Raw genomic sequence first — 23,744 nt, 5'->3', positions numbered from 1 at the left:
ACAGACCGAGGGAATCCCGGTTCTAGTCCTCATATATCATTTTTCGAGTCATGCCCCCATCAATCATCAGGTTGGTCCCAGTGACAAAGGTATTGCTTGGATCCGACAAATATAAACATGCGCGGGAGATATCCGAAGGCACGCCTACTCGTCCTGCAGGATGCTGTTCGTGATCTTCCGGCTTCAATTCGTCCACATTTCCTGTCTCAATCCATCCCGGACTGATACAATTGACCCGAATACCGTCCTTGCCAAGTGAGACCGCCATCGCATGTGTCAGGGCCACAATGGCTCCTTTGGACGCTGCATAGGCCTCTGTCTCCGGTTCAGACATAAACGCACGTGTCGATGCCATATTGACGATAGCGCCTCCATGTTCATTTTGTTTCATATGTTTGGCCGCTTCACGGCTCGCAAGAAAGCAGCTTCTTACATTCGTATTAAGCACATCGTCCCATTCCTCCAAGGTCAGCTCGTAGGGAGACTCCCATCTGGCTACACCGGCATTGTTCACCAGGATGTTGATCTGTTTGAATTCTTCGATGGTTGTGTTGATCAAATTCGTGATATCCTGCTCCTTGCGAACATCGCACTGAACGAAGATGGCTTCACCGCCTTCATTGCGAATCGAAGCAGCAGCTGCGGCGCCTTCCGCCTCCTGATAATCGGCAAGTACAACCTTGGCACCAGCAACTGCGTAAGCTTCGGCAACGCTGCGTCCGATCCCCTGAGCTGCTCCCGTGACAACGACAACTTGATCTGTAAATGACATCATGTACTCCTCCTCTATTAAGACGCTTCTGTCATCACATACGAATATGTCGAATCAAGAAACCTTATTGTTATTAAGACCCTCTCCTTATATAAAAACACGATACCACCTTTAAGAAACGCTTGTCCAAGAAAATTAACATTAAAAAAAGCTTACGCCACTATGGCGCAAGCCAGCCGGATTATCCGCGTACACGTTCTGAATACAGGCGGTTGTAGCGCTCGAAGCCTATATACCGTGTTCCCTTGAAGGAAAGACGGCCTTCATCTCCTTCGGAACACAATCCGTACTCTTCTCCGTTCACCTTGAACTCGAGCCGGTCTCCGCTCTCTACTTCAAAGGTAATGTAATATAGCGTACGGGCTGAACTGCCTGGTTCAGCTTGCGACTGACTGATCTGCATCCTTCTGCCCGTTATTCGTGAAGGCACGGTAAGCAGAGGCTGTGTGTTGTTGCGCCCCCATCTCCATACTTCTTTCCCTACAGACAGAAGAACAATACCTATAATCAGAACAAATACGACTGGAAAGACGGTTCCGAAAAAATCAAACATCCAGGATGATTCAATGCCCATGTCTCTCCCCTCCGTTCGTACACCTAGGACAGCCAGAGTCTTGACCCGTCTCCTGTACATGTATATGCGCGAGTAATATGGAACTTGTTATCAGGGGCTCAAATTGTAAGAAACGGACAGAAAATGTTCTGCATGAATGCCTCCTTCATGTTGCACCTTGAGATTCTTGATTAGTCTCAAATAAAAAGGCCCCTGATTAGGGGCTATTCATTAAGTACACCAGCATTCTCTATCTGTTACCATGCTCTATCTTGCATTGCTTGTTATGCATACATCAGATTCATGAAATCACGGGTTGCTTCTGCTCCCTCCGCTTGTTCGGGTTCTTCTGGCTGAGCGTATTGTGCCATGCAGACCTTCACTTCTTCTTCGGTTGTACAGCGGTTGGCATCATCGCAATTGTAACATAAGTGAAGCATGTATCTCGTTAATTCATCCGCCTGCGTGAATTGAGTTTGTTCATTGGTTCTCATCTTCATCACTCCCATCTCTTCTTGAATTCAATATAACATCATTTAAATGAAGTTATTGTGATTTATTTCACAATATATGTAAAAAGAAAAGAAACCCGGCGGTTTCTCTTCTAAACAATGCCTATTTTCAGCACACCTACAGTACTTTCCACTGCAAACCACCATCCACAGTCTGCAGGAGCAAGGATCTCTTGGTATCCGTATTCTCTACCAATATCCAGCCGAGCTTCGAGGAAACCATCTGCAGCTTCACAATCTCCGGATAATCCTCCAGAATACTGTCCAGGACTTTACTGCCCGGAAGTGCCTTCCAGCTTTTACCCGAATCCTTCGTTTGGTATGTCGTGCCCGACTGAACTACCCAACCTTCTGAAGCATTCAGGAAAGCGGGAGTCAGGTTACGATTGATTCCCTTCTGCTTGTTCAGGCCGAAAGTCGATAACGTCCAGCTCTTACCTCCGTCATCTGTGAAGTATCCGTTGAACTTGGTATAATCTCCGCTGGAACAGGTTAAAGGCATCCAAGCCCCCTTCGCTTCCCGACCAAAAAACTGAGGTGAACCAATGTTGAAATTGCCACACCCATTAAAGTCATTCCGGTCAAAAAATGTCGGTCCAGTCTTCCAATTCTCTCCGCCATCTGTCGTGATATACAGCTTCGGGGTTCCAAATTCAAGGGCTGTCAAGAAGCCGTGTTTCGGATCTGAAAAAGTCAGGCCTGTTGTATATCCACGTGTTGGAATCTCGGCCGAAGCGGGCTGATCGTCCTCATCACTGGAAGACATCTCCTTCCAGGTGATGCCTCCATCCTCGGTAACATACAGCTTTTTATCCTGCTTCCCAATGGAGGTATCCATCGTAGTCAGAATCCAGCCTTTCTCCGGGGATACAAAGGATATGGCAGTAACCTTGTCCGTCTTGGACAAGGAAGACAAGCTCCAGCTTACTCCCCCATTATTGGTGCGCAAGACCATCGTATCGGTTCCGCCCAACCCTTCACGAACGATCCATCCATGGGTACGATCCACAAAATAAATGCTTTGCCCATACTGCGGGTTGGCCGGAAATTGCACATTCTCCGAAGGAGAAATATTCGTCCAGGTTACGCCCTGATCCTGAGTGTAATATAAACGCAGTGCGTTTCTCGTAACACCCCACGCTAACCCTCCGTTGTCATTTAGCAGCTGGAAGTCGGTCAGACGTGTCTGGATCTGGTATTCCGCCGTATCTGTAGTCGTTTGTGTACTGTTATCAGGAGGAACAACCGTTAATGTCTGTCCGGTATTTCCGATCTCATCCTGCTCTTGGGGCGGTTCTGCCACCGGGGTCTGACCTGTGTCGGTGCAGGCAGCCAGTAGGGCAGCTATTCCTATAGACAGCAATGCTGTCTGCGCGATTTTGGTCCATTGCAAACGCAAGTGGAGTTCACCTCTCTCATCCAACAGCAGGCGCGCATGCCTGTCCGATCGGTATACATTTTACGATTCATTAGAATCCACTTCTCCCATTCTACCACAAACCATGTCGAAAAGGCTCATCTTGGGTAATAGGGATCAGGAGCGAACCCGTATCAAGTCCTCGTTCCATCGTTGGATGCCCATGCCGTACTTTCGACTCAATCTTCCTTAAACAGACAACGAAAGTGAAATATTTTATAGACATCGCTTTCTTTTCAAACATTTATACCTTAATATGAATGGAAGTCTACCCAAAAAAGGAGAGGTTAAGAACATGGTAAACAGTGCAATGCTTAAACCAAGTCGCGTAGTCATTATTGGCATGGGCGCGGTGGGAACAACAACGGGATATACGCTGATGTTAAGGCAGCGTTCATCCGAGTTGGTATTTGTGGATGTGAATCATGATAAGGCCACAGGCGAAATGCTGGATATGAACCACGGGCTTCCATTTACCGGAGGTGTCAAAGTATGGGCGGGTGACTACTCGGACTGCAAAGACGCAGACATCATTATCATTACAGCCGGGGCCTCCCAGAAGCCGGGTGAAACCCGCATTGATCTGCTCAAGAAAAATGCCAGCATATTTAAAGATATCATTGAACGTATTACCGAAGTGAACTCTCATGGCATTTTGCTCATAGCCACCAATCCTGTAGACATTTTATCTTATACATCCTGGAAACAGAGCGGCTGGCCTGCTTCACGGGTAATTGGCTCCGGTACCTTACTCGACAGCGCTCGCTTCCGCTACCTGATTGGTAAAAACAAAGGCATTGATCCCCGCAGCATTCATGCACACATCATTGGGGAACATGGTGATTCTGAAGTACCTGTATGGAGTCTGGCCAACGTAGCCGGAACAGATCTGGAACTCGACGAGGAAACGCAGCAGGATATCTTTGATCGCACCAAAAATGCGGCATATGAGATTATTAATGCCAAAGGAGCCACTTCCTATGCAATCGCACTTGCTTTGGATCGTATTGTAGCAGCCATTTTGGGCAACGAAGGATCGGTCCTGAACGTATCTACACTGCTGGAGGACTACAATGGGGTTTCCGATGTTTATCTCGGAGTTCCATGCGTGGTGGATCGTAACGGAGTACGTGAAATATTGCCGCTTCCACTGAATGAGGCAGAGAAGGTCGCATTCCAGGCTTCTGCAAATAAATTAAAGGAACAGATTGAAGGATTGGAATAATGTCATTATTTTAATATAACCAAAGGACCATCTGGATCGCATTTCTTGCGGATTCGGATGGTTCTTTCGTATGAATCTCTAATTGAAGAACATATAATATAACTCATTATCAATTTGGTTTACATAATATTAATTCCGTTAATTATGTTGATGTATTTCACTTTATGTCTCCTCGAACAAATACTGCGATTCATCGAATTTCGTTGATGTTACACTGCTCAAAATGAAAAAACCTGCCCTCATGGACAGGTCTGGATTGTTACATATTACTTTTCACTTGCAAACTCCGGAAGTTTGACGTCGAGCAGAGCCATTGCCTCTTCCTTCTCCCGGCTGGTGACGTGTGTATAAACGGTTGTGGTTTGAATCGATGCGTGACCGAGCAATTCCTGAACCGTACGCAGATCGGCGCCACGCCGCAGCATCATGGTTGCGAATGAGTGCCGCAGCTTATGACTGGAATAGTGCAGACGCTGATGTGTCGGAGACTCCTGTTGAAAACGTTCGAAGGTTTCCGTTGATATGAGCTGAATACTGCGAATGGATAGCCGCTTCCCTTTTTGCGAAACAAACAAAGCTTCTTCCTTCGCCCGCCATGGAGACAAACGCTCTTCTACAGCCAAGGTTAACAGCTCCGCAACCATCTCCGGAACAGGGAGTGTACGCCATTTACGGCCTTTACCGAAGACATCCAACGTGCGCCGCTCCGCATTATAGTCTTTACAGTTGAGCGCATGGACTTCACCAACCCGCAATCCCATATAACCCATTAACAGAAAGATCGCAAGATTGCGTGTACGATATTTCCCTTCTACCGATTGCAGGAATCGTTCCAGGCCGCTTTCATCCAGAAAGACGGGCGCCCGATTTTTCTCGGTTTTGGATTTTTTGATTCCTGACGCGGGATTATTCGTTAACACTTCCAATTCAATCAGCGACTTGAAGAAGCAATTTACCGCTGCATGTTTGCGATTTCTTGTCGCATCACTAACTCCCCGTTCGCGGGCACGTGACAGAAATGACAGGACATGCAGCTTCTTCACCTGCTCCAGTGACTTTCCTTGAATAGAAGAGAGAAATTCGGCGACGTCACCCGTGTATGATTTTACAGTGTGTCCCGTGTAACCGGCGTCTTTCATCCATATGTGAAAAGCTTCAAGCTCATCAGCGTATTGCTCCTGAATTTCCTCGCTTATCATCGGTATTCGTCACCACGATTCATTCTAGTGTATACGTAAGGTGAGCCATTTCACTCACTTTATGTTCCTGAAATAAACTTTGTTTCATTTAATCAACAATGACGACATCAATGAGTGGTCTGATCTCCTTCGGACAACCTTCGCTGCGCGATAGCACAAAGGATGGCAGTGGATTTTCATACAAACCGTTAACCGATTCGCAGATCTGTACATACAGGTCCATATGCAAAGTCTCCCCTTCCCCTGATACATCGATCACGGGCCAATCCTTCGTGGTACATGCCGGCCAGTTGGCCAGTTCATGCGCAGGTACGATGCTTAACTGCTGTACAGCTGGTGCAATCCGGTAAACACCTCTGAACTCAGGCTCCTCACCAAGCTTGTCCACTGCAAGAATGGAAGCCGCTTGCTTGCCCGGTGCGGAGTAGATTGAGTAACACCACGGAGATACGCCCCACGCCATAGCCATGAGTCCTTCTTCCAATAAAGTGTCCGAGAGATCGCCCTCACCGAATTGTTCAATCAAGTTATGATCACCGGAATCAATCAGCTCTTCCACTCGTTCTGACATGCGCGGCAAATCCGCCAATATAAATCCACCACTGCCATACCCGTCAAATACATGATGATCTCTGCTCCATGTAGATGAAACGGCAGTTGAATGCGGAATTGCTTCTGCTGGAAACAAATTCAATAATACCGTAATGACCTGAGCGTATTTTACCATAGCCTCTTGTTCAGGTTCCAGAGGACCTTCGGCAATCCGGGGCGTTTTCAGGTGCAATGAAATCCGAAGCTCGTAATCACCCTCTGCAAAATCGGTCCATCCCCACGGTATAGGCTGCTCAATCCCTTCTATGGAGTCTAAGAAAATCGTGCTTTCAGGTTTCAAAGAAACCCGATATTGAACGAAACCCAGTTCCTGACCATATATGATCGCAGCGTCATCCCGGTGAATCGGCGCATCAAGCTGCTGTGCAATAACGGATACCTTGCGTCCATCCTTCAGCTTGCGATCCGGGTCCATTTCCAGCTTCGAGGCATTTTCCCCCTCAGGATGTGAGATATTCACTTTTGCCTCTGCAAGTACGACAGAGTCTGCTAGTGCAAACCCGAAATTCGGATTCAGATGAAGCTGATTCCTATGTATTGATGTGTTCATGATACATCCCCTCTCCTATGTCTGATGGCATGTCACATCCCTCAATATATGTCATATTTGAACTGGCCGCAACCCTGAGCTGGGTATGGTGAAGTATGGACATGTACTTTAATAGATACCCGAATATAGGTCTAAAGCCAACTTTCTTTTTCTTTCCCCCTTCGCTTTAGAACAGAAAACCCCATATTGCTCTAGTGTATGCTAGGCAGTATGGGGTAGTGAGATAGTAAGTGTGCAGTAGAAAAATCTAGTGATACATAGCCAATATATTTGATTATCTATTTCCCTTTGACTTCACCGGCTGTTGATCAACAGCTATGGATCCTCTCCGCAGAGGATTCAGGTGACTGTAGTGACGTCCGTACATGAAATAAATGATCAGACCGATAACCAGCCAAGCGAAAAACGTAATCCATGTCAGAGCAGCTAGACGGGTCATCAGATATACACAACCAATCGCACTCAGTATCGGAATCCATGGAACAAAAGGCACCTTGAAGCCGCGTTTGAGATCAGGGTTGTTTTTTCGCAGAACGATAATGCCCAGACTGACGACTGCGAATGCAAACAATGTACCGATGTTGGTAAGCTCAGCCAGATGACCGAGTGAGATGAACCCCGAGAATAGCGCAATGATGATACCTGCCACCCATGTACCCGTCGCCGGTGTTTGACTTTTACCACTGATTTTGGAGAATACCGGGGAGAGCAATCCGTCACGTGACATGGAATACAATAGGCGGGTCTGCCCATACATCATAACGAGCAGAACGGTTGTTATCCCGGTGATTGCACCAAGAGCCACAATCCAGGACAGCCCATGCAAATTCACGAATTCAAACGCAAAAGCAACCGGATCACTAACATTCAGCATATGGAAAGGCACGATGCCTGTCAAAATCAAGGATACAACGATATACAGCACAGTGCAGATTGCCAAGGAAGCAATAATGCCGATCGGCAAGTCGCGCTGAGGTCGTTTGACTTCCTCCGCTGCCGTGGAAACCGCATCAAATCCAATATAAGCAAAAAAGACCGTCGCCGCACCAGCGGTTACTCCTGAGATGCCAAACGGCAGGAACGGCTGCCAATTGGAAGGCTGTACATAAAACACACCCACTCCGATAAAAATCAGCACGACAATAATTTTGATCGCCACCATTATGCCATTGGCACGGGCAGCCTCCTTGACGCCGCGGGTAAGCAGGAAGGTGATCAGTAACGTGATGGCTGCTGCGGTAACATCGAAATAGGTCCCCTTTTCAGGATTGTATGCACTGCTGAGTGCATGCGGCAGCTGTAATCCGAAGCCTGACAGCAGCGACTGAAAATAACCGGACCATCCGCTGGCCACGGCCGCGCTGGCGAATCCATACTCCAGAATCAGATCCCAGCCAAGAATCCAGGCAATGACTTCACCAAAGGCAGTGTAACTATACGTGTATGCGCTCCCTGAAGCAGGTACGCTCGATGCAAATTCGGAATAGCATAGTGCAGCGAATGCACAGATGATGCCTGCAAGCAAAAAGGAGAGCACTAATCCAGGACCAGCATAATTTGCCGCCGCAACTCCTGTTAATACAAAAATCCCTGTACCGATAATTGCTCCTACTCCAAGCGTTGTTAAGTCCAAAGGACCTAGTGCCCTTTTTAACGCACTATTTTCTTCTCCGAAGGTGAGTGGCTTTTTCCGAAGCAGCGAAGATCGTTTCTGATTCTCTGACATAGACATGTTCCTCTCATTACAAACGTAGATTGAAGTATATCTTCCTAGCTGCTTCATCTCGATCTGTTCTATAAAAAAGTCGTTTGTTCTATATTACCGATCACCTACAAAAATCTATTGTATTCTACACGTTGTCGCGTTGCTATGCTAAATTTATTTTTAATCACAGTACTATTTTGTGCTTTTGAGGCGAATAATATCATGAACTGTTGGATAGGTCGCCAAATGAAAATCGATATAAAACAAAACTGCGTATAATTTATATTATGCGCATTTTTTTGAGTGCTTTTATAAAGGCATAAACCACCTTAAATCGTTGTTATAAGCATTTACGTAAATAAAGAACTTTTTCGTCTTTTTCCGCTGTCACTTCGCGCCAAAATTCGTCTGAAGGCTACGTCTCCACCCCTACTCTCGTCGATAGTCGACTTCCTATTGTTTAGATATAGAAAAAAGCCGCTACATTTAGCGGCTCCTTTCAATGCAATATATTTATGTGTCATACAGGTGTCTCTCGACCAATGATTTCGGCCAAAGATGTATACGAGCTTTACTCCCAGCTCAAATCCTGTCCATTGGTTTCAATCACCTTTTTATACCAGTAGAAGCTGTTCTTTTTGCTTCTCTTCAACGTGCCTTTACCTTCGTTATTCTTGTCCACGTGTATGAAGCCATAGCGCTTGGCCATTTCACCCGTGGAAGCACTAACAATATCAATGCAGCCCCAGGCTGTGTAACCGATCAGGTTAACGCCGTCACGGACTGCTTCTCTCATTTGTTCAATGTGAGCCCGTAAAAACTCAATTCGGTACGTATCGTTAATGGTGCCATCCTCTTCAACGACATCAACTGCACCCAGGCCATTCTCTACAACCATCATCGGGATGCGATACCGATCGTATACATGGTTCAGCACGTACCGGAGTCCAACCGGATCGATCTGCCAGCCCCAGTCTGTGGCTTTCAGATATGGATTTTTGTATCCACCAAAAACGTTACCTTGGGTTTCATCCCCCTCTGGTCGTGTACCTACTACATGAGATTTGTAGTAGCTGAAGCTGTAGAAATCCACACAGCCTTGTTTCAGAATTTCCTCATCGCCTTCGGCCATTTGTATATGAATGTTTTTCTCTTCAAAATATCGCTTCGCAAAGTCAGGGTATTCCCCTCTAACTTGCACATCGCTGCTCATCATATTGTTGATTTGATCCATTCTTAGCGCTTGTAACATATCTTCCGGTCTGCATGTACTTCCGTAGCCATGACTGTAATTGATCATGCAGCCTAGTTTGAAGTCTGGATTGATATCGTGCGCAAGCTTTACAGCTCTGGCACTGGCTACAAATTGATGGTGCAGTGCTTGAAATCTCATCTGCGTGCTGTCTACTGATGTATTGTTAAATACACCGCCATCTTTATCAACCAGAAGTCCTCCTGCCAAGTAGGCACCTGCCGGAACAATAAGACTATTGATCTCGTTGAATGTGATCCAATACTTCACCACATCTTGGTAACGATTAAAGATGGCGTCGCAATACTTCACGTAACAATCGATCATTTCCCTGGAAGCCCAAGCGTTGAATTTCTTAGTTAAAGCAAATGGAGCTTCATAATGGGAAATCGTAACGATCGGTTCAATATTATACTTTTTCAGTTCATTAAACACATTGTCGTAAAATTGGAGACCAGCTTCATTTGGGGTCGCATCGTCTCCGTTAGGGAAGATTCTGGACCATGCAATGGACATTCTGTAGCAGCGGAACCCCATCTCTGCGAACAAACGGATATCTTCCTTGTAATGATGGTAAAAATCTACTGCTTCATGAGAAGGATAATGAACTCCCTCTTCAGTCGTTATGGTAATGCGACGCGGAACCGTATGGGTTCCTCCGGTCATCATATCGGCGGTACTCGCCTTTTTACCATCAAGATTCCAGGCACCTTCATATTGATTCGCCGCTGTTGCACCGCCCCACATAAATGAGTTCGGGAAACCATTTTTATTATTCATGAAACCAATTCCTCCTTAAATAATCTTGATGAGTTTCTCACCAATCGTAATGGATGCTTTGTCCGTGCTGATCACATCTACGAAATCATCTGAATTCGTAACAATAATCGGTGTAGTCAGATCGTATCCTTTAGATGCAATTGCATTTGTATCAAATTCAATGAGTAAATCTCCAGCTTTTACTTCATCACCTTCTTGAACATAAACCTTGAAATGCTCCCCTTTCAGCTTCACGGTATTCATACCGATATGAATCAGAAGTTCAGCACCATTATTGGTACTAATTCCGATCGCATGAGAAGTAGGAAAAACTGCAGATACGACGCCATCAGCAGGTGCCACAAGTTTTCCAACCGTAGGCTCAATGGCAACACCTTTTCCCATCGCCCCTGATGCAAATGCTTCATCTTTTATCGTTGATAACTCTAAAACTTTCCCTGTTAGTGGTGCAGTAAGAACACGTTCCGAAACGTCAGCAATAGTCACACGATTAGTTGTAGGAGATTTTTCTTGTGTTTCTTGAGTCTTTCCATCCTCAGGTACATCTTCAAATCCCAAGATAAGAGTCATTAAGAATGTAACTACAAATGCAATCACACAACCAATGGCCGCATGAACCAGATTCCATGGATGATCCGTGATAAATGCCGGCAGCGTAGCTATACCTGCAATTCCGAGAGCCGAACGAGCTACACCGAACAATCCAACATATATACCGGCTACAGCGCCACCAACGATTACAGCGATCAATGGCTTTTTCAAGCGTAGATTTACACCAAACAAGGCGGGCTCGGTAATTCCGAGTAATGAAGTTATGCTGGTAGAATATGCTACCTGTTTGAACGCTTTATTTTTCGTTCTCAAAGCTACTGCGAGGGCAGCTGCACCTTGAGAAATATTGTGTACAAGCATACCTGGGCCAACGATACTATCGGTCTTCGTCTGTGCATACGCAGTGAGCACCACAGGTCCCAAGCTATAATGCATACCTGTCATAATCAGGAAAGGGAAGGCTCCGCCGATAATACCAGAAACTAACCATCCTGCATGTGTATTAACAAATGAAACAGCTGACGCAAGATAGTTACCCGCGATTGCACCGATCGGACCGAGCACGATTAGCGTTAGTGGCGCCATAACCAGAATCACGATCAATGGTTTAAGAATGGATTTAATGACCGAAGGAGAATACTTTTCGGCAAAACGTTCGACATAGGACAAAATCCAAACCGCTAGAATAATGGGTATGACCGACGAAGTGTACGTCGCAGAAGTGACTGGCAGCCCCAAGAACGTGATTGGCTCACCTGCAGTCATCAACGCTGCAAAGGTGGGATGCAGCAGCACACCTGCGATCGTTAACGCAAATCCTACGTTAGCCTTAAGCTTAACTGCCGCACTCCAGGCAAGCAGCATCGGCAAGAAGTAATAAGCTGCATCACCGATAAAGGTCATGATGGTATTAAACTGTCCATCCAGATCAACGAGATCAAACGTTTTTAAAATAAGAAGAACGGCTTTGATCATGGCGCAACCAATCATGGCTGGCAGGATGGGCGTAAAGATGCCGGAGATGGTGTCCAGAAGCGTAGTCAGTTTTCCTTTTTTCACTGATGGAGCATCATTTTTGCTTCCGAAGTTCCCCAGCTGGGTCAACGCTTTATACACATTGTTTACCTCGTTACCAATAATGACCTGATACTGCCCACCGCTGCTGGCAACACCCACAACACCTTGTACATTTTTTAAAGCTTCATCATTCGCGACCTTCTCGTCCTTCAGATTAAATCGCAACCTGGTAGCACAGTGCGTTACACTGTCTACATTTTTCTCTCCACCGACCAGCTTTAAAATCTCGGCGGCTGTGCTTTCATGTTTCATGTACTGCTCCCCCTTAATCAATTTTTGGTATAAAAAAAGACCTAGAATTCTATCGAATATAGATAAGCTCTATACACGATGGAACTCTAGGTCTTGCCTGCCTCACCAGTAACAATCCTAGTATAGTCATTATAGTGGGCTGATGAATCAATCCTTCTCTTCATCAATAACCCTTTTGATATGAACCGTTAAATACACCAATTCATCTTCCGTCAGTTCTTTTCCGTAGTCAACTCGAATCAGCTGCGCAATACGGAGACTGCATTGATATTCTTGCACGTATTTTTCTTTAATAATATGGAGAAAATCACTATCGCCACTTTTTACAACGGTATTATTAAACAAGCGATACGCGAAAAACTTCAAATGAGTAACAAGTCTGGAATAATGGAGCGAGCTTTCATTGAAATGAATATTAAACTGATATCGAATAATATTCAAGACTTTATGAATAAACTGCGTTATCTTCATGGTTTCTTCCATATCGGAACCCAGTTCAGCATTAACAATATGAAGCGCAATGAATCCAGCCTCATCTTCAGGCAGCGAGATATTAAATTCTTCATTAATCATATCCCGAGCTTTCATGGCTACACGAAATTCATTGGAGTAAAACGCTTTAATTTCGGATAACAAAGCATTATTAAAGTTCATTCCCTGATTATAACGCGCCACAGCAAAATTAATATGATCCGTTAATGTCAGATATATATTTTCATTAAGCTCCTTGTCTAAGGACTGCTTGGCGTATTGAATAATACTGTCGGACACACGAATATATTCCATCGGGATTTGTGCCAGCAGGGCATATAGTTTGCCTGATACGTTTTTGGATTTCAGAAAAAATTCTTTTTCAATCTTGACTGTGTCCACATCGTCTCCCTTTTTCTTCTGAAAACCAATGCCACTGCCTAATAGCATCATCTCCTGGCGTCTTTCATTCACTGCACAGACGACATTATTGTTAATAATTCGTGTGATCTTCATAAGAATCTCCTTTTAACATGAAACGTTAACAAAATTTGACAACAAAAAAAGACCATTAATTATGCATACATGAAGAACCATTCTGCATGTTTGCATCATCAATCGGTCTTGCCTGCTGATCAGTAACAATCCTGATTAAATTCATTATTAACTTATATGGCTATCTTAGTGGAAAGCGTTATATTTGTCAACAACCCTTGCTTTAACACCGATTGGTTTTGTGAATACGACGAAATGGATTCAACAAAAAAGAGCCGTGCTTAAGTAACGGCTCTTTTACTGTACTTCTGCCCAATCCTTTAGGAAAATACAATCCGATCCGCATCAGACATCCGATACTGGGTTAATAAATATTCCTTACTTTCCATCGCTTTGCTTCGAATGTCGTCCAGGTTCACATGCAGCAGCTTACCATTTTGCTTCACAAGTTTTCCTGCAACAAAGACCGTGTCCACATTGGATGGATTGGCGAATTGCACAACAGCACCGATTGGATCGTGAACGGGGAACAAATTCAGATCGGTTGTACGAATCATAATTAAATCCGCTTCTTTTCCCGGTGTGACTGAGCCTGTTTTTCGCTCGAGCCCTAAAGCCTGTGCACCGGCCGAAGTTGCAAATCGCAGCACCTGACTCGCTTGTAAACTCAGCTCTCCCGGCATTTCACCCTGTGCCAGCAATAACTCGTTCGTTCTGGAACGCTCAGCTTGCAGCGCAAATTTCATCTGTGAAAACATATCTCCGCCTGTCGAAGTCACCACGTCCACTCCAAGCGTTGGCGTGCCACCATGTTCCAGAAAATATCCTGTAGCCGGATAGCCATGTCCCATCATCATCTCTACTTCAGGCGTAACTGACAAAGAGGCTCCCGTGTCTGCCAGCATTTTGAATTCATCCATGCCCATCGTATTGCCGTGAACGACATTAATTCGCGGGGTAAGCAGCCCTGCCTCGTACATTCGGCTAATGGAACGGTCTACAGATCCCCAGCTGCCAAACCCGACATGCATTGAACAAATTGCGTCCAGTTCTTCTGCGAGCTGAATGTCCTGCACCGTTGTATCCCAGTGGCTAAACTCTGGGCCGCGAATCGCTAGTCCATACGTGACCAATTGGTCACCAGAGGAGAAATAACGCTCCTTCACCCCTCTGATATTCTCCAGGTATGAAAGGATACTTTCCCGATTCCAATAGGCGGTTTCCCCTGGAACACCGTGAGCAAAGACAGCCCGGATCCCTGCATCCTGCAGCCCACGAATAAGTCCATCGGTATGATCAGGTGAATATGGCATGCTCCAATCAAGTACCGTCGTCACCCCCGCGTTAAGCGCTTCCAAAGAACCCAGAAGATTGCCAATGTAGCTGTCCTGTGGTCGAAGCTTGCTTCCCATGGCACCATAGTACAGATTTTGCAAATACACGGGCAGCGACCAGTTCGTTCCAGCTGTTTTCACAAGAGATTCCCACATATGCCGGTGTGTATCCACCAACCCAGGCATGACAATCATGTCTGATGCGTCGATCACCACAACATCTGCATCGGACACCTCGATATTCGGTTGAACGGCTGCAATTAAAGAATCCTGAATAAGTACATCTGCCCTGTTAAACTGTCCAATACGAGCATCCATCGATAATACACAACCGTTTTTCAATAGATAACCTGTCCCCATGAGACACCTCTCCAATCGTAATGGTTTGTAAAATGATCTGATCCGCATTGCTTGTCCTTACATATGATTCGTTACTATATTTTCGCTAGTATATAACCATTATATACCGTTTGTTAATATTTATCAATTCTGAACACCAAACTATTATCTATGGTGATAACTGTTCTACCATTGTTAAATTTCATTCTTTTTTCCACTCGATTCCAGCTTGCGTTTCGCTCGAAAACGTCTCACCTTCATTAGATTGCCACACATTTTATCATCACAATACTTCTGTGTCCTACTGCGAGTATCGTCATAGAAAACCCAGCGGCAGTCCGGGTTGTCACAGCATCGAATTCTCTTTCCTTCGCCCCCCACCAGTGTCATGGCAAAGTCAGCAGCGACCTCCGCAATCACCTGAGACCAATGTGCATGGACGGGAACCAGCATAACATCCAGTCCTTGCTCCTGTGAGATTAGTCGTCTGATCACCTCACCACTCCGCATAAAGTCATTTAACCATGCTTGATCCTTCTCCGTTAGGGGCGTTCCCACTGACAAACGGATAGCCAGAGACTGTAACTCATCTCTAAAGCTTCTTATGGTGGATTCCTCTTCAGTCGAGGCCGGCACTTGTGCTTTTAATTGCCAACGATTCAAGAAATCCTGCTGCCAGCCTGCTTTTCCCAGTCTGTCTTCAGATCGATCCCCGCCGCGCCAGTCATGATAATCGCTATTCACAAAATCTGTCCATAATCTATCCATCTATACCTCCGCTGTTGTAACTATCTAATTCGAAAAAGGTGGTTACTTTCTTTTGAATTGTGTTATATTAATTGTAACCATTTCAAACCATATTAGCTAGTTACAAGCATGAAGAAGCAAGTCATGAGATGAGTTCCACTAGAGAGGAATGAACTTTAAAGATGACGTCTGTTACAACTGCATTAGATGTATTGGTTATTCAAAAAGAAGATACCTGGGATCAATGTAACTGGATCGTCCCATTGTCAAAGGCGCTTGAAGGGCTGACCGCAGAGCAAGCAGCTTGGATCCCTCCTTCAGGAGGACTGAGCATATGGCAGCTGGTCAATCATATGTATTATTACAACGAGCGGATCTTAAAGCGTCTTCAAGGTCAGTCGCCATCTGTACCCGCTGCCGAATCGAATGAAGCTACGTTTGGCAGTCCCGGTGACCCCTTGGACCACGTTGGCTGGAGCCAACTTGTGGAGCGAACCACTGAGCTGGCAGAACAGTTGCACAATAACCTGGTTACGTTACAGGATTCCAGACTTGAAGAAGCCTATTTGGATTCCGAACAAAACTGGGCTCAAACGCTTGCCCGCTGGGTTCTTCACGACGCTTATCACGCGGGTCAGATTGTGCTTCTGCGCAGGCAGCAAGGAAGCTGGAACATCATTTTCTAAAAAAATGCTTGAACTGCTAGCGCTTACAGGAATAAGATGAACTTATTAATGTTACAACTTGTACTATAACCTATAAATTGAATAGGATCTTCGGGGTAGGGTGCAATTCCCAACCGGCGGTGATGTTCCAATCGGAACCAGCCCGCGACTCGCTGTTGACTGCTTAGGACAACAGCGACTGACTTGGTGTGACTCCAAGGCCGACGGTACAGTCCGGATGAGAGAAGATCAACACATGACATACCGCCTATGGGAAGGTTTCTTTCCTGACGATATGTTCATGGATGAGCCCCCGTTTATTTGGTGTATGCCAAAACGGGGGCTTTTGTCGATTTTGCCAACTGAAGATTCCGTGTTCTGACGAAGGAGTCCTGAATATGGAAAAGACACAGCATGCATCAACCGTTTATCGCAAGGAACGAAGCAATACCGGATTTTGGCTCGTTGTTCTCGGTGCAGCCCTATGGGGCGTAGATCCATTGTTCCGCATCATTTTGCTGCAAACCATGACCTCTACTCAAATTGTACTGGTGGAGCATATTATCGTGAGCTTAGTCGCTATACCCGTCTTATGGAAATTCCGCGCCGACCTGAAACAGCTGCGAGCCCGCCACTGGATCGCCGTTATCTTTATCTCATGGGGCGGCTCTGCACTGGCAACGGTTTTATTCACGCTCGCACTGACACACAATGATCCGAATACCGTATTGTTGCTGCAAAAAATGCAGCCCATCTTCGCGATTGTTTTAGCGAAGTTCTTATTGAAGGAAACACTGCCGCGCCGCTTCGGCTGGTTATTCGTTGTTGCTCTTATCGGAACTTATCTGCTTACATTTGGGTTTACACTTCCGCTTGGAAACTGGAACAACTGGATTCATGCGGGCAGCCTGTTGTCACTTGGCGCTGCTGCCTTATGGGGCGGTTCTACGGTGATGGGCCGACTGATGCTGGGGCAAACCCGTTATGAGACGGTCACCTCCCTCCGCTTCGTCGTAGCTCTGCCCTTGCTGATCTTCATGACCTGGAACGAGGGTGCAGCGTGGACCTTGCCTTCAGGTGCAGGAGAACAGGCAGCGGTTGCGCTCAACATTCTGGGGCAGGCGCTATTGCCAGGTTTACTGAGTCTATTGTTATACTATAAAGGTCTCTCGTCCACCAAAGCTTCCGTGGCCACACTGGCTGAGCTGAGCTTCCCCATGGCGGGTGTGCTTGTGAACTGGATTGCATTCCGGACGCTCATCACATGGGAGCAGCTGCTTGGATTCATTCTCATCTGGATTGCTTTGTTCGCTATATCCAAACAGCAGGAACGATCTGGCACAGCTGCAGACGCAGCGCCTAAGCTTCGGACAGAGTAATAAAGATCTTATCTATATCTTAAAGGCACTGCACATCCTTCTGGATTGGCAGTGCCTTTTGTCTTTTTATAATTCCAGTGGTACGATGACATATGGACAGATATAAATACTATTTCATATTTTGGGAGAGGAACGATCGTCATGTCTTCATTTTCATATACGTCCTATGATGCCATAGGTCTGGCTGAACTGGTTCGCTCACGGGAAGTTTCCCCCGTTGAATTGCTGGAAGCGGCTTATGCTCGCCTAGAAGAAGTTAATCCGCAGCTTAATGCGGTCATTCGTACATATGAAACACGCGCACGCGAGGAAGCCGGCTATGTTCGTCCTGGTGAGCAGCCTTTTGCAGGCGTTCCATTGCTCCTGAAAGACATCTCGCAATCGCTGGAGGGGGAAATTCTGACTTCCGGTTCCCGCCTTCTCAAGGATCATCGAGCTTTGCGCAATTCTAACTTTGTATCCAGACTCCGGGATGCAGGCTTCGTTATTATCGGACATACGAACACACCGGAATTTGGACTCAAAAATATTACTGAGCCACGTCTTCATGGTCCGAGTCGCAATCCATGGAATACGAATCATTCACCAGGGGGTTCAAGCGGCGGTGCAGCTGCAGCTGTTGCTTCGGGTATTGTACCCATGGCCGGAGCCAGTGATGGCGGGGGTTCGATCCGGATTCCAGCCTCCTTCAGCGGACTATTCGGACTAAAACCTACTCGGGGACGGACTCCTGTTGGACCAGGTGTAGGCCGTCAATGGCAAGGTGCATCCATCGACTTCGCGCTATCCCGGACTGTGCGAGACAGTGCAGCCTTACTGGATACCCTGCAGGTCATTCAACCTGAAGCCGCGTTTCATGCCCCGCTCTTTCCGGGCAGTTACTTGGCCGATATGAACTATCCGCACCAACGCAAACTGAAGATCGCTTATACCACGGATTCACCGGTAGGCACCCCTGTTAGCGAGGATGCGAAGGAAGCAGTGTACAAGCTGGTTCGGTGGCTGGAGGAACAAGGTCATCACGTGGAGGAAAAATTGAGTCCGGTCAATGGTGTTCGGTTGATGGAGAACTATTATATGATGAACAGCGGTGAAATGGCGGCGATGATCGCTTCCATGGAGCATGCGATGGGCCGATCTTTAACTTCGAGCGATATGGAGATTGAATCCTGGGTGCTGGCTGAGGCAGGCAAAAAGGTATCTGCAGCGGAATTCGTTCACAGTCTTGCCGAATGGGACGTGGCTGCAGCGCAGATGTCTACACTATTCGAGCGATACGACTTCTATATCACACCCGTTAATGCCTTTCCTGCACCAAAGGTTGGAGAGCTAACTCCTCATGAGGAGCAAATTCAGCATCTGATGCAGATTACCGAATTGGACAAGGTGCATCAGCAGCAATTGATCTATGAAATGTTTGAACCAAGTCTCACCTACACTCCCTTCACCCAACTCGCCAACCTGACAGGCCAGCCTGCGATGAGTGTTCCGCTGCACCTTACAGCTGATAGCTTGCCGATGGGCGTTCAAGTTATGGCAACCAAAGGTCGTGAAGACTGGCTGCTCCATCTGGCTGGCCAGCTGGAAGCATCCGGACTGTGGATTGGAATGAAGGGAAACCCACTTTTCCCTGTCTAAGTTAAAGAAAAAGGACAACGAACTAACTTCGTGATCAATTGAGTATACCAAGTGTCACGGAGTTAGTTATGTGTTCGATTTTTGGTAACAATAACTTTGCGATTATCCATTTTCGCACACAATTAGTTTACATAATATTTATTATGTTTAAATCAAGGAGAGTCCTTAAAATTTTAATGTCACATCCGTCAAAAGGTAACTCTCGTTCAATGAGCTTAACAGCATGATCGATTGCGTTTCGTTGTTCTTCTGTAAGTCGGCTTTCATCTCCATCCCAATCACCTAACCACCAGAAGAACGAACAAATATTGCGGTATTTCATAAACATAGGAAACGTCTTGATCTGTTAGATTACTCTACTGCTCCGATGGCAGCGATTCGAAGATCAACTTCGACATCAAACAGGGCACGGGATAGCTCTTTTCCCCACTGGTCCTGCACTTCCTTGTACAACGGGTACTGAAAAGCCCGTGCATAGAATCCGAAACCGACAGGGTCTATTTTATGCTGCTGGAATTTTTGGATGAGCTTCTCAATCGCTACTTTCATTCCCTCGCTCAACTTTTTCTCCATGTCACCGAAATTATCCTGAAGTTCAAATTCAAGAAACTTTTCCGTGATGGCAATAATTGATTTTACTTTGACCTTGTATCGGAATTTCCCGTTCTCATGAGAAGATTTAATCTTTACTGAGGTGCCTCCTAGCGTAAAACTTACTTTATCTATGTTATACGGAACCGTTTGCTGTAGTTTATCCACAGGAAAAGTGAGACTGATTCCGGGTCCCGCCTCCTTTTTCAAAATTTGAAGAAGGGAAGTTTCCTGATAGGTAAGTGAAGTTCGGTACAGGGCTTGCTGAGAAAGGAGAGTCGTTCCTTTAAGCATGATCTTGTTATTCTCAATCTTGATTTCCGAGATGGCAGGGGTCATCGCCCGGTCATACAATTGTCGATGCAGCTCTTACGCAGTTGTTGAGACCGTAGTCGAAATTTTGCTTCCTGATTCGACAATCGATTTTAAAAACATGAGTATTGGCGGCTGATCCTTCGATTGAAAGTTAAAAATATCCGAAACTCGACCATCAACTGCGATAATTCTGTCGGTAATCGTATTTCGTGGATCACGAAAGGTCACATCCAATACTTTAAACCAATCTTTATATTTAAGTAATTCTTTCCCTACAACAATGACCTGAAAATTCCGTCCTCCTACCGAACCTGGAAATTGAGCACCCTGCTGATTCCTGGACGATCTTAATCCCTCAGCTATCCCTTGCGCTTCGCGGCTTTTCTTTTGAATGTCTTTGCTGAATACAGGAGCGGAGACATAATAATGGAGCTTTTGGTCTTCGACATCCAAGCCCAATGCCAATGGTATGGTAGCATCTTCCAAATTAGTTTTGCCACTTCCGCATCCTGTGATTGTACACAACCCTATGCAAACTACAATAGAAATACCGGTTTTTTTTATCCATTTCATGTTCGTTTCCCTCCCTTCCATTTGTTGAAGATAACGACATACAAAAGAATGGCTGCAGGCAATACGAATTCCATTACAAATCCGATGAGATTGAGTGAATTATTGATTTGTGTTGCTACCATAAAACTGGGCCGATAGACAAAAAAGCTGATCTCCATAAGAATACACCATGCAGCAAGGTGGATATTGTCTTTACCTTTTCCCAGCAACGAGGCAGAGCATCTGGAAACAATGTGCATGGAGGGGATCCAAATACATGAGAAGATAAACAAATAAAATGCAATAAACAGCACTTCGACCCGTTCGATAAATTGAAATTCAATCGACTTCAAAATACTGATCACCGGATCATTGTATTCTCCGATCTCATCAGGACTAAAATAAACAAAGCAAATAATGGTGATCCCCAAATATGCCAGGCAAGTAAGGGAATTGGAGATTACCATAGCAGTCATAGCCTTTTCCTTTTTCACTAGATGAGGGTACAGAAACAAAACCAGTCCAATGCCCAGCAAGGGATAGATCATGACTTTTATGGAAGAAAGTACAGGTAGCCAGCCCTCTTTAAATAGTGGAAGCAAATAAAGCCAGTGAGCACGATCCAGCGTTGATACATAAACCAGGGGAATCCACATGGAGAGCATCGAAACAATTTCGGTGTACCGCCCGATCACCTGAAATCCATGCTGCGCAATCTGATAGGTAGGAATCAGAAGCAGCAAGGCCAGAATATAAATTAACGTCGTCGGGAGCAACCAGAGTTTAATGACCAGCGTAGCAACCGCGTAACCATCATAGGCGAGCAGCAAAAAATAGACCATAAATAGAAAAGTAACCAGTTTGGCTCCCCACCGGCCCATATAACGCTGAACTAATTCAAGTATTGTACTGTCCGGATTATGTTTCATTAATTTCACCATGGCCATGGAGGCTAACATAGCCAGCCCCCATCCTAGAAAGATCGTCATCCAACCATCTGTTCCAGCATGCCTTGCAAGTTCTCTTGGTAGAGCCAAAAAGGCAACACTGATCTGGAAAGTCGAAATCATGAGGATGAATTGAATCGTCGTTATCGGGCGATATATCTTCATGTACTAATTTTTCTCCTTCCATCCCCTACTTTTACCTTGTCGTCTTGTCTGACTAGATCGCGTGCTGATCGGGCGCGTGTTCATCATCCATAACGGCACTCGGAGTAACGTATCCTTCCAATCCATGGGTCTGAACGGAGCAATAGGTGTACTATAAGAAGCGTTTAGTGAGTTTAATGTTATTAATCTTCCGACAATACTCATCATGCCAACAACCAGCCCAACGAATCCAAACCAGGTGGCGAGGATCATTATCATAAAACGCATTAATCGTACTGCAGCCACCATATCCTGATTCGGAATAATAAAGGAAGATATCGCCGTAAACGCGACAACAATAACCATAATATTGCTGATCAAACCCGCCTGCACAACTGCCTGACCAATAACAATACCGCCTACAATACCAACCGTCTGACCTATCGGGGACGGAAGTCGAACCCCTGCTTCCCTGAGCATCTCAAGCGTGAGTTCCATGATGATCGCTTCCACGAAAGGAGGAAATGGAACCTGGCCCCTTGATTCACCAAGCGTTAACAACAGCTTCATGGGTATAATTTCATAATGAAATGAAATAACGGATATGAAAAAACCCGGCAGAAAGATGGCGACAAAAAAAGCAAAAATTCGTAATGTTCTAATAAATGATGAGATGGACCATCTGGAACTGTAATCATCAACCGTTTGAAAAAAGGACATAAACGTAACAGGAGCTACCACTACACTCGGCGAACCATCAACAACAACAACACACCGACCTTGCAATATTTGTGAAGCAGCAGTATCCGGTCTTTCTGTTGTGATGATCTGGGGAAGCAAGGCAAGCGGTTGGTCTTCAATAAACTCAACTAATTCGCCCGTGTTAATAATGGCGTCTACATCAATGGATTGAATGCGTTCTTCAAGAACTTGTACGACCTCAGGATCAACCACATCCTCCAGATAAAGCAGGGATACGGCAGTCTGTCCTCGTGTCCCAACGATATACCGTTTCAACTTTAGTTCTTTGTCCGCGACATAACGCCGAATCATGGCTATATTTTGAGAACCGTTTTCTATAAACCCCTGATGTGCCCCTTTTAATGATGGCTCCTGCTGAGGTTCTTCAATTGCACGCTGAGGAATACCTTTGGTATCCAATACGTAGGCTTCACTTCGCCCTTCAATAAAAAGCACACTATAGCCGATCATGATGGAACGTTTGAGGTCCTCCCACTTGGAATAAGGCTTTACATACCCTACTGTTGTGATGAAGTCTTCCGACGGGTTACCGGACTCTAGCTGAAGCGGAGCAAGTACATCATGATTCAATATCGTTTTGTCAGTCATTTCGTCCATGTATATGATGGCAGCTTGTTCACCGGTTTGTTTTATGTATAGCTTCCGAATGATTAAGTCGGGAGTATTCGTAAAGATTTCTTGAATTCTGGCGGTAGACTCGTTCAAACTTGGCGTGATGCTATCAACTTTCGAGATTGTGCCAGATGGTTCGTTCATTTTCCCACTCCACTCCCTTCTTCAAGCAGCTTTTCCTTATTATGACGATTATTCACGTGTATATGCATTGTGCATTGGAAAGACAGACTCCAAACTTGAAACAAAAAAAGCCGCTAAAAATAGCGACTTGTAATAGTATTAAAATTATTTT

Annotated in this window: 20 protein-coding genes and 1 riboswitch; of the genes, 4 read left to right on the top strand and 16 right to left on the bottom strand. The window is 45.5% G+C overall.

From position 1 onward, the window contains the following. Positions 1-22: 22 nt before the first annotated feature. The 4 genes from GUA98_RS05840 to GUA98_RS05825 form a co-directional block, all read right to left on the bottom strand. A complete protein-coding gene (locus tag GUA98_RS05840; protein ID WP_193722359.1) occupies positions 23-772 on the bottom strand; it encodes an SDR family NAD(P)-dependent oxidoreductase in 750 nt (249 codons plus the stop codon). Between the two features lie 181 nt (positions 773-953). Then, on the bottom strand, positions 954-1,346 hold the full coding sequence (locus GUA98_RS05835) for a DUF2500 domain-containing protein (RefSeq protein WP_153978503.1): 393 nt from the start codon (positions 1,344-1,346) through the stop codon (positions 954-956). 263 nt (positions 1,347-1,609) lie between these two features. Next, entirely contained in the window at positions 1,610-1,819 is a 210-nt protein-coding gene (locus GUA98_RS05830) for a hypothetical protein (RefSeq protein ID WP_193722358.1), read from the bottom strand. Positions 1,820-1,955: 136 nt separating this feature from the next. After that, entirely contained in the window at positions 1,956-3,236 is a 1,281-nt protein-coding gene (locus tag GUA98_RS05825; protein WP_193722357.1) for a WD40/YVTN/BNR-like repeat-containing protein, read from the bottom strand. 313 nt (positions 3,237-3,549) lie between these two features. On the opposite strand from GUA98_RS05825, the gene GUA98_RS05820 reads away from it, so the two are divergent. After that, positions 3,550-4,479: an L-lactate dehydrogenase gene (locus GUA98_RS05820; RefSeq protein WP_153978500.1), complete on the top strand. Its 930-nt coding sequence runs from the start codon at positions 3,550-3,552 to the stop codon at positions 4,477-4,479. 266 nt (positions 4,480-4,745) lie between these two features. Here the strand turns inward: GUA98_RS05820 and GUA98_RS05815 are convergent, their stop codons facing one another. From GUA98_RS05815 to GUA98_RS05780, 8 genes are all read right to left on the bottom strand, one after another. Continuing rightward, positions 4,746-5,678 (bottom strand): tyrosine-type recombinase/integrase, encoded by a 933-nt coding sequence (locus tag GUA98_RS05815; RefSeq protein ID WP_153978499.1) that lies wholly within the window; start codon positions 5,676-5,678, stop codon positions 4,746-4,748. An 88-nt stretch (positions 5,679-5,766) separates the two neighbouring features. Then, complete coding sequence (locus GUA98_RS05810) at positions 5,767-6,840, bottom strand: hypothetical protein (RefSeq protein ID WP_193722356.1); 1,074 nt, start codon at positions 6,838-6,840, stop codon at positions 5,767-5,769. Between the two features lie 274 nt (positions 6,841-7,114). Next, on the bottom strand, positions 7,115-8,566 hold the full coding sequence (locus GUA98_RS05805; RefSeq protein WP_193722355.1) for an amino acid permease: 1,452 nt from the start codon (positions 8,564-8,566) through the stop codon (positions 7,115-7,117). Between the two features lie 550 nt (positions 8,567-9,116). After that, complete coding sequence (locus GUA98_RS05800; protein WP_193722354.1) at positions 9,117-10,577, bottom strand: glycoside hydrolase family 1 protein; 1,461 nt, start codon at positions 10,575-10,577, stop codon at positions 9,117-9,119. Positions 10,578-10,592: 15 nt separating this feature from the next. Beyond that, on the bottom strand, positions 10,593-12,458 hold the full coding sequence (locus tag GUA98_RS05795) for a beta-glucoside-specific PTS transporter subunit IIABC (protein WP_193722353.1): 1,866 nt from the start codon (positions 12,456-12,458) through the stop codon (positions 10,593-10,595). Between the two features lie 147 nt (positions 12,459-12,605). Next, complete coding sequence (gene licT / locus GUA98_RS05790; RefSeq protein ID WP_193722352.1) at positions 12,606-13,445, bottom strand: BglG family transcription antiterminator LicT; 840 nt, start codon at positions 13,443-13,445, stop codon at positions 12,606-12,608. 299 nt (positions 13,446-13,744) lie between these two features. Continuing rightward, complete coding sequence (locus GUA98_RS05785) at positions 13,745-15,118, bottom strand: amidohydrolase family protein (protein ID WP_193722351.1); 1,374 nt, start codon at positions 15,116-15,118, stop codon at positions 13,745-13,747. A 174-nt stretch (positions 15,119-15,292) separates the two neighbouring features. Beyond that, entirely contained in the window at positions 15,293-15,865 is a 573-nt protein-coding gene (locus GUA98_RS05780) for a CGNR zinc finger domain-containing protein (protein ID WP_193722350.1), read from the bottom strand. A gap of 161 nt (positions 15,866-16,026) precedes the next feature. Here GUA98_RS05780 and GUA98_RS05775 point away from each other — a divergent pair, with 161 nt between their 5' ends. The 3 genes from GUA98_RS05775 to GUA98_RS05765 all read left to right on the top strand — a co-directional run bounded on the left by GUA98_RS05775 (position 16,027) and on the right by GUA98_RS05765 (position 19,526). Continuing rightward, positions 16,027-16,530, top strand: coding sequence for a DinB family protein (locus GUA98_RS05775; RefSeq protein WP_193722349.1), 504 nt, complete (start codon positions 16,027-16,029; stop codon positions 16,528-16,530). An 82-nt stretch (positions 16,531-16,612) separates the two neighbouring features. After that, positions 16,613-16,763: riboswitch (FMN riboswitch) on the top strand. A gap of 144 nt (positions 16,764-16,907) precedes the next feature. After that, the gene (locus GUA98_RS05770; protein WP_193722348.1) at positions 16,908-17,888 is read left to right on the top strand and encodes a DMT family transporter; all 981 of its coding nucleotides are present in this window, start codon (positions 16,908-16,910) and stop codon (positions 17,886-17,888) included. A gap of 141 nt (positions 17,889-18,029) precedes the next feature. Further along, positions 18,030-19,526 (top strand): amidase, encoded by a 1,497-nt coding sequence (locus tag GUA98_RS05765; protein ID WP_193722347.1) that lies wholly within the window; start codon positions 18,030-18,032, stop codon positions 19,524-19,526. A 351-nt stretch (positions 19,527-19,877) separates the two neighbouring features. Here the strand turns inward: GUA98_RS05765 and GUA98_RS29380 are convergent, their stop codons facing one another. The 4 genes from GUA98_RS29380 to GUA98_RS05750 are packed head-to-tail and all read right to left on the bottom strand — an operon-like array spanning position 19,878 to position 23,593. Further along, positions 19,878-20,456, bottom strand: coding sequence for a Ger(x)C family spore germination C-terminal domain-containing protein (locus GUA98_RS29380; RefSeq protein WP_227779439.1), 579 nt, complete (start codon positions 20,454-20,456; stop codon positions 19,878-19,880). Between the two features lie 30 nt (positions 20,457-20,486). Next, positions 20,487-21,005 (bottom strand): hypothetical protein, encoded by a 519-nt coding sequence (locus GUA98_RS29375; RefSeq protein ID WP_227779438.1) that lies wholly within the window; start codon positions 21,003-21,005, stop codon positions 20,487-20,489. Next, a complete protein-coding gene (locus tag GUA98_RS05755; protein WP_193722346.1) occupies positions 21,002-22,096 on the bottom strand; it encodes a GerAB/ArcD/ProY family transporter in 1,095 nt (364 codons plus the stop codon). The genes GUA98_RS29375 and GUA98_RS05755 overlap by 4 nt, the downstream gene beginning before the upstream one ends. Before the next feature lie 3 nt (positions 22,097-22,099). Next, a complete protein-coding gene (locus tag GUA98_RS05750; RefSeq protein ID WP_193722345.1) occupies positions 22,100-23,593 on the bottom strand; it encodes a spore germination protein in 1,494 nt (497 codons plus the stop codon). Positions 23,594-23,744: the final 151 nt, after the last annotated feature.

Source organism: Paenibacillus sp. P13VS (assembly GCF_015143645.1).
Taxonomy (GTDB): Bacteria; Bacillota; Bacilli; order Paenibacillales; family Paenibacillaceae; genus Paenibacillus; species Paenibacillus xylanilyticus_A.
The sequence above is the reverse complement of the archived record's forward strand: the minus strand, read 5'-3'. Positions and strand labels throughout refer to the sequence as shown.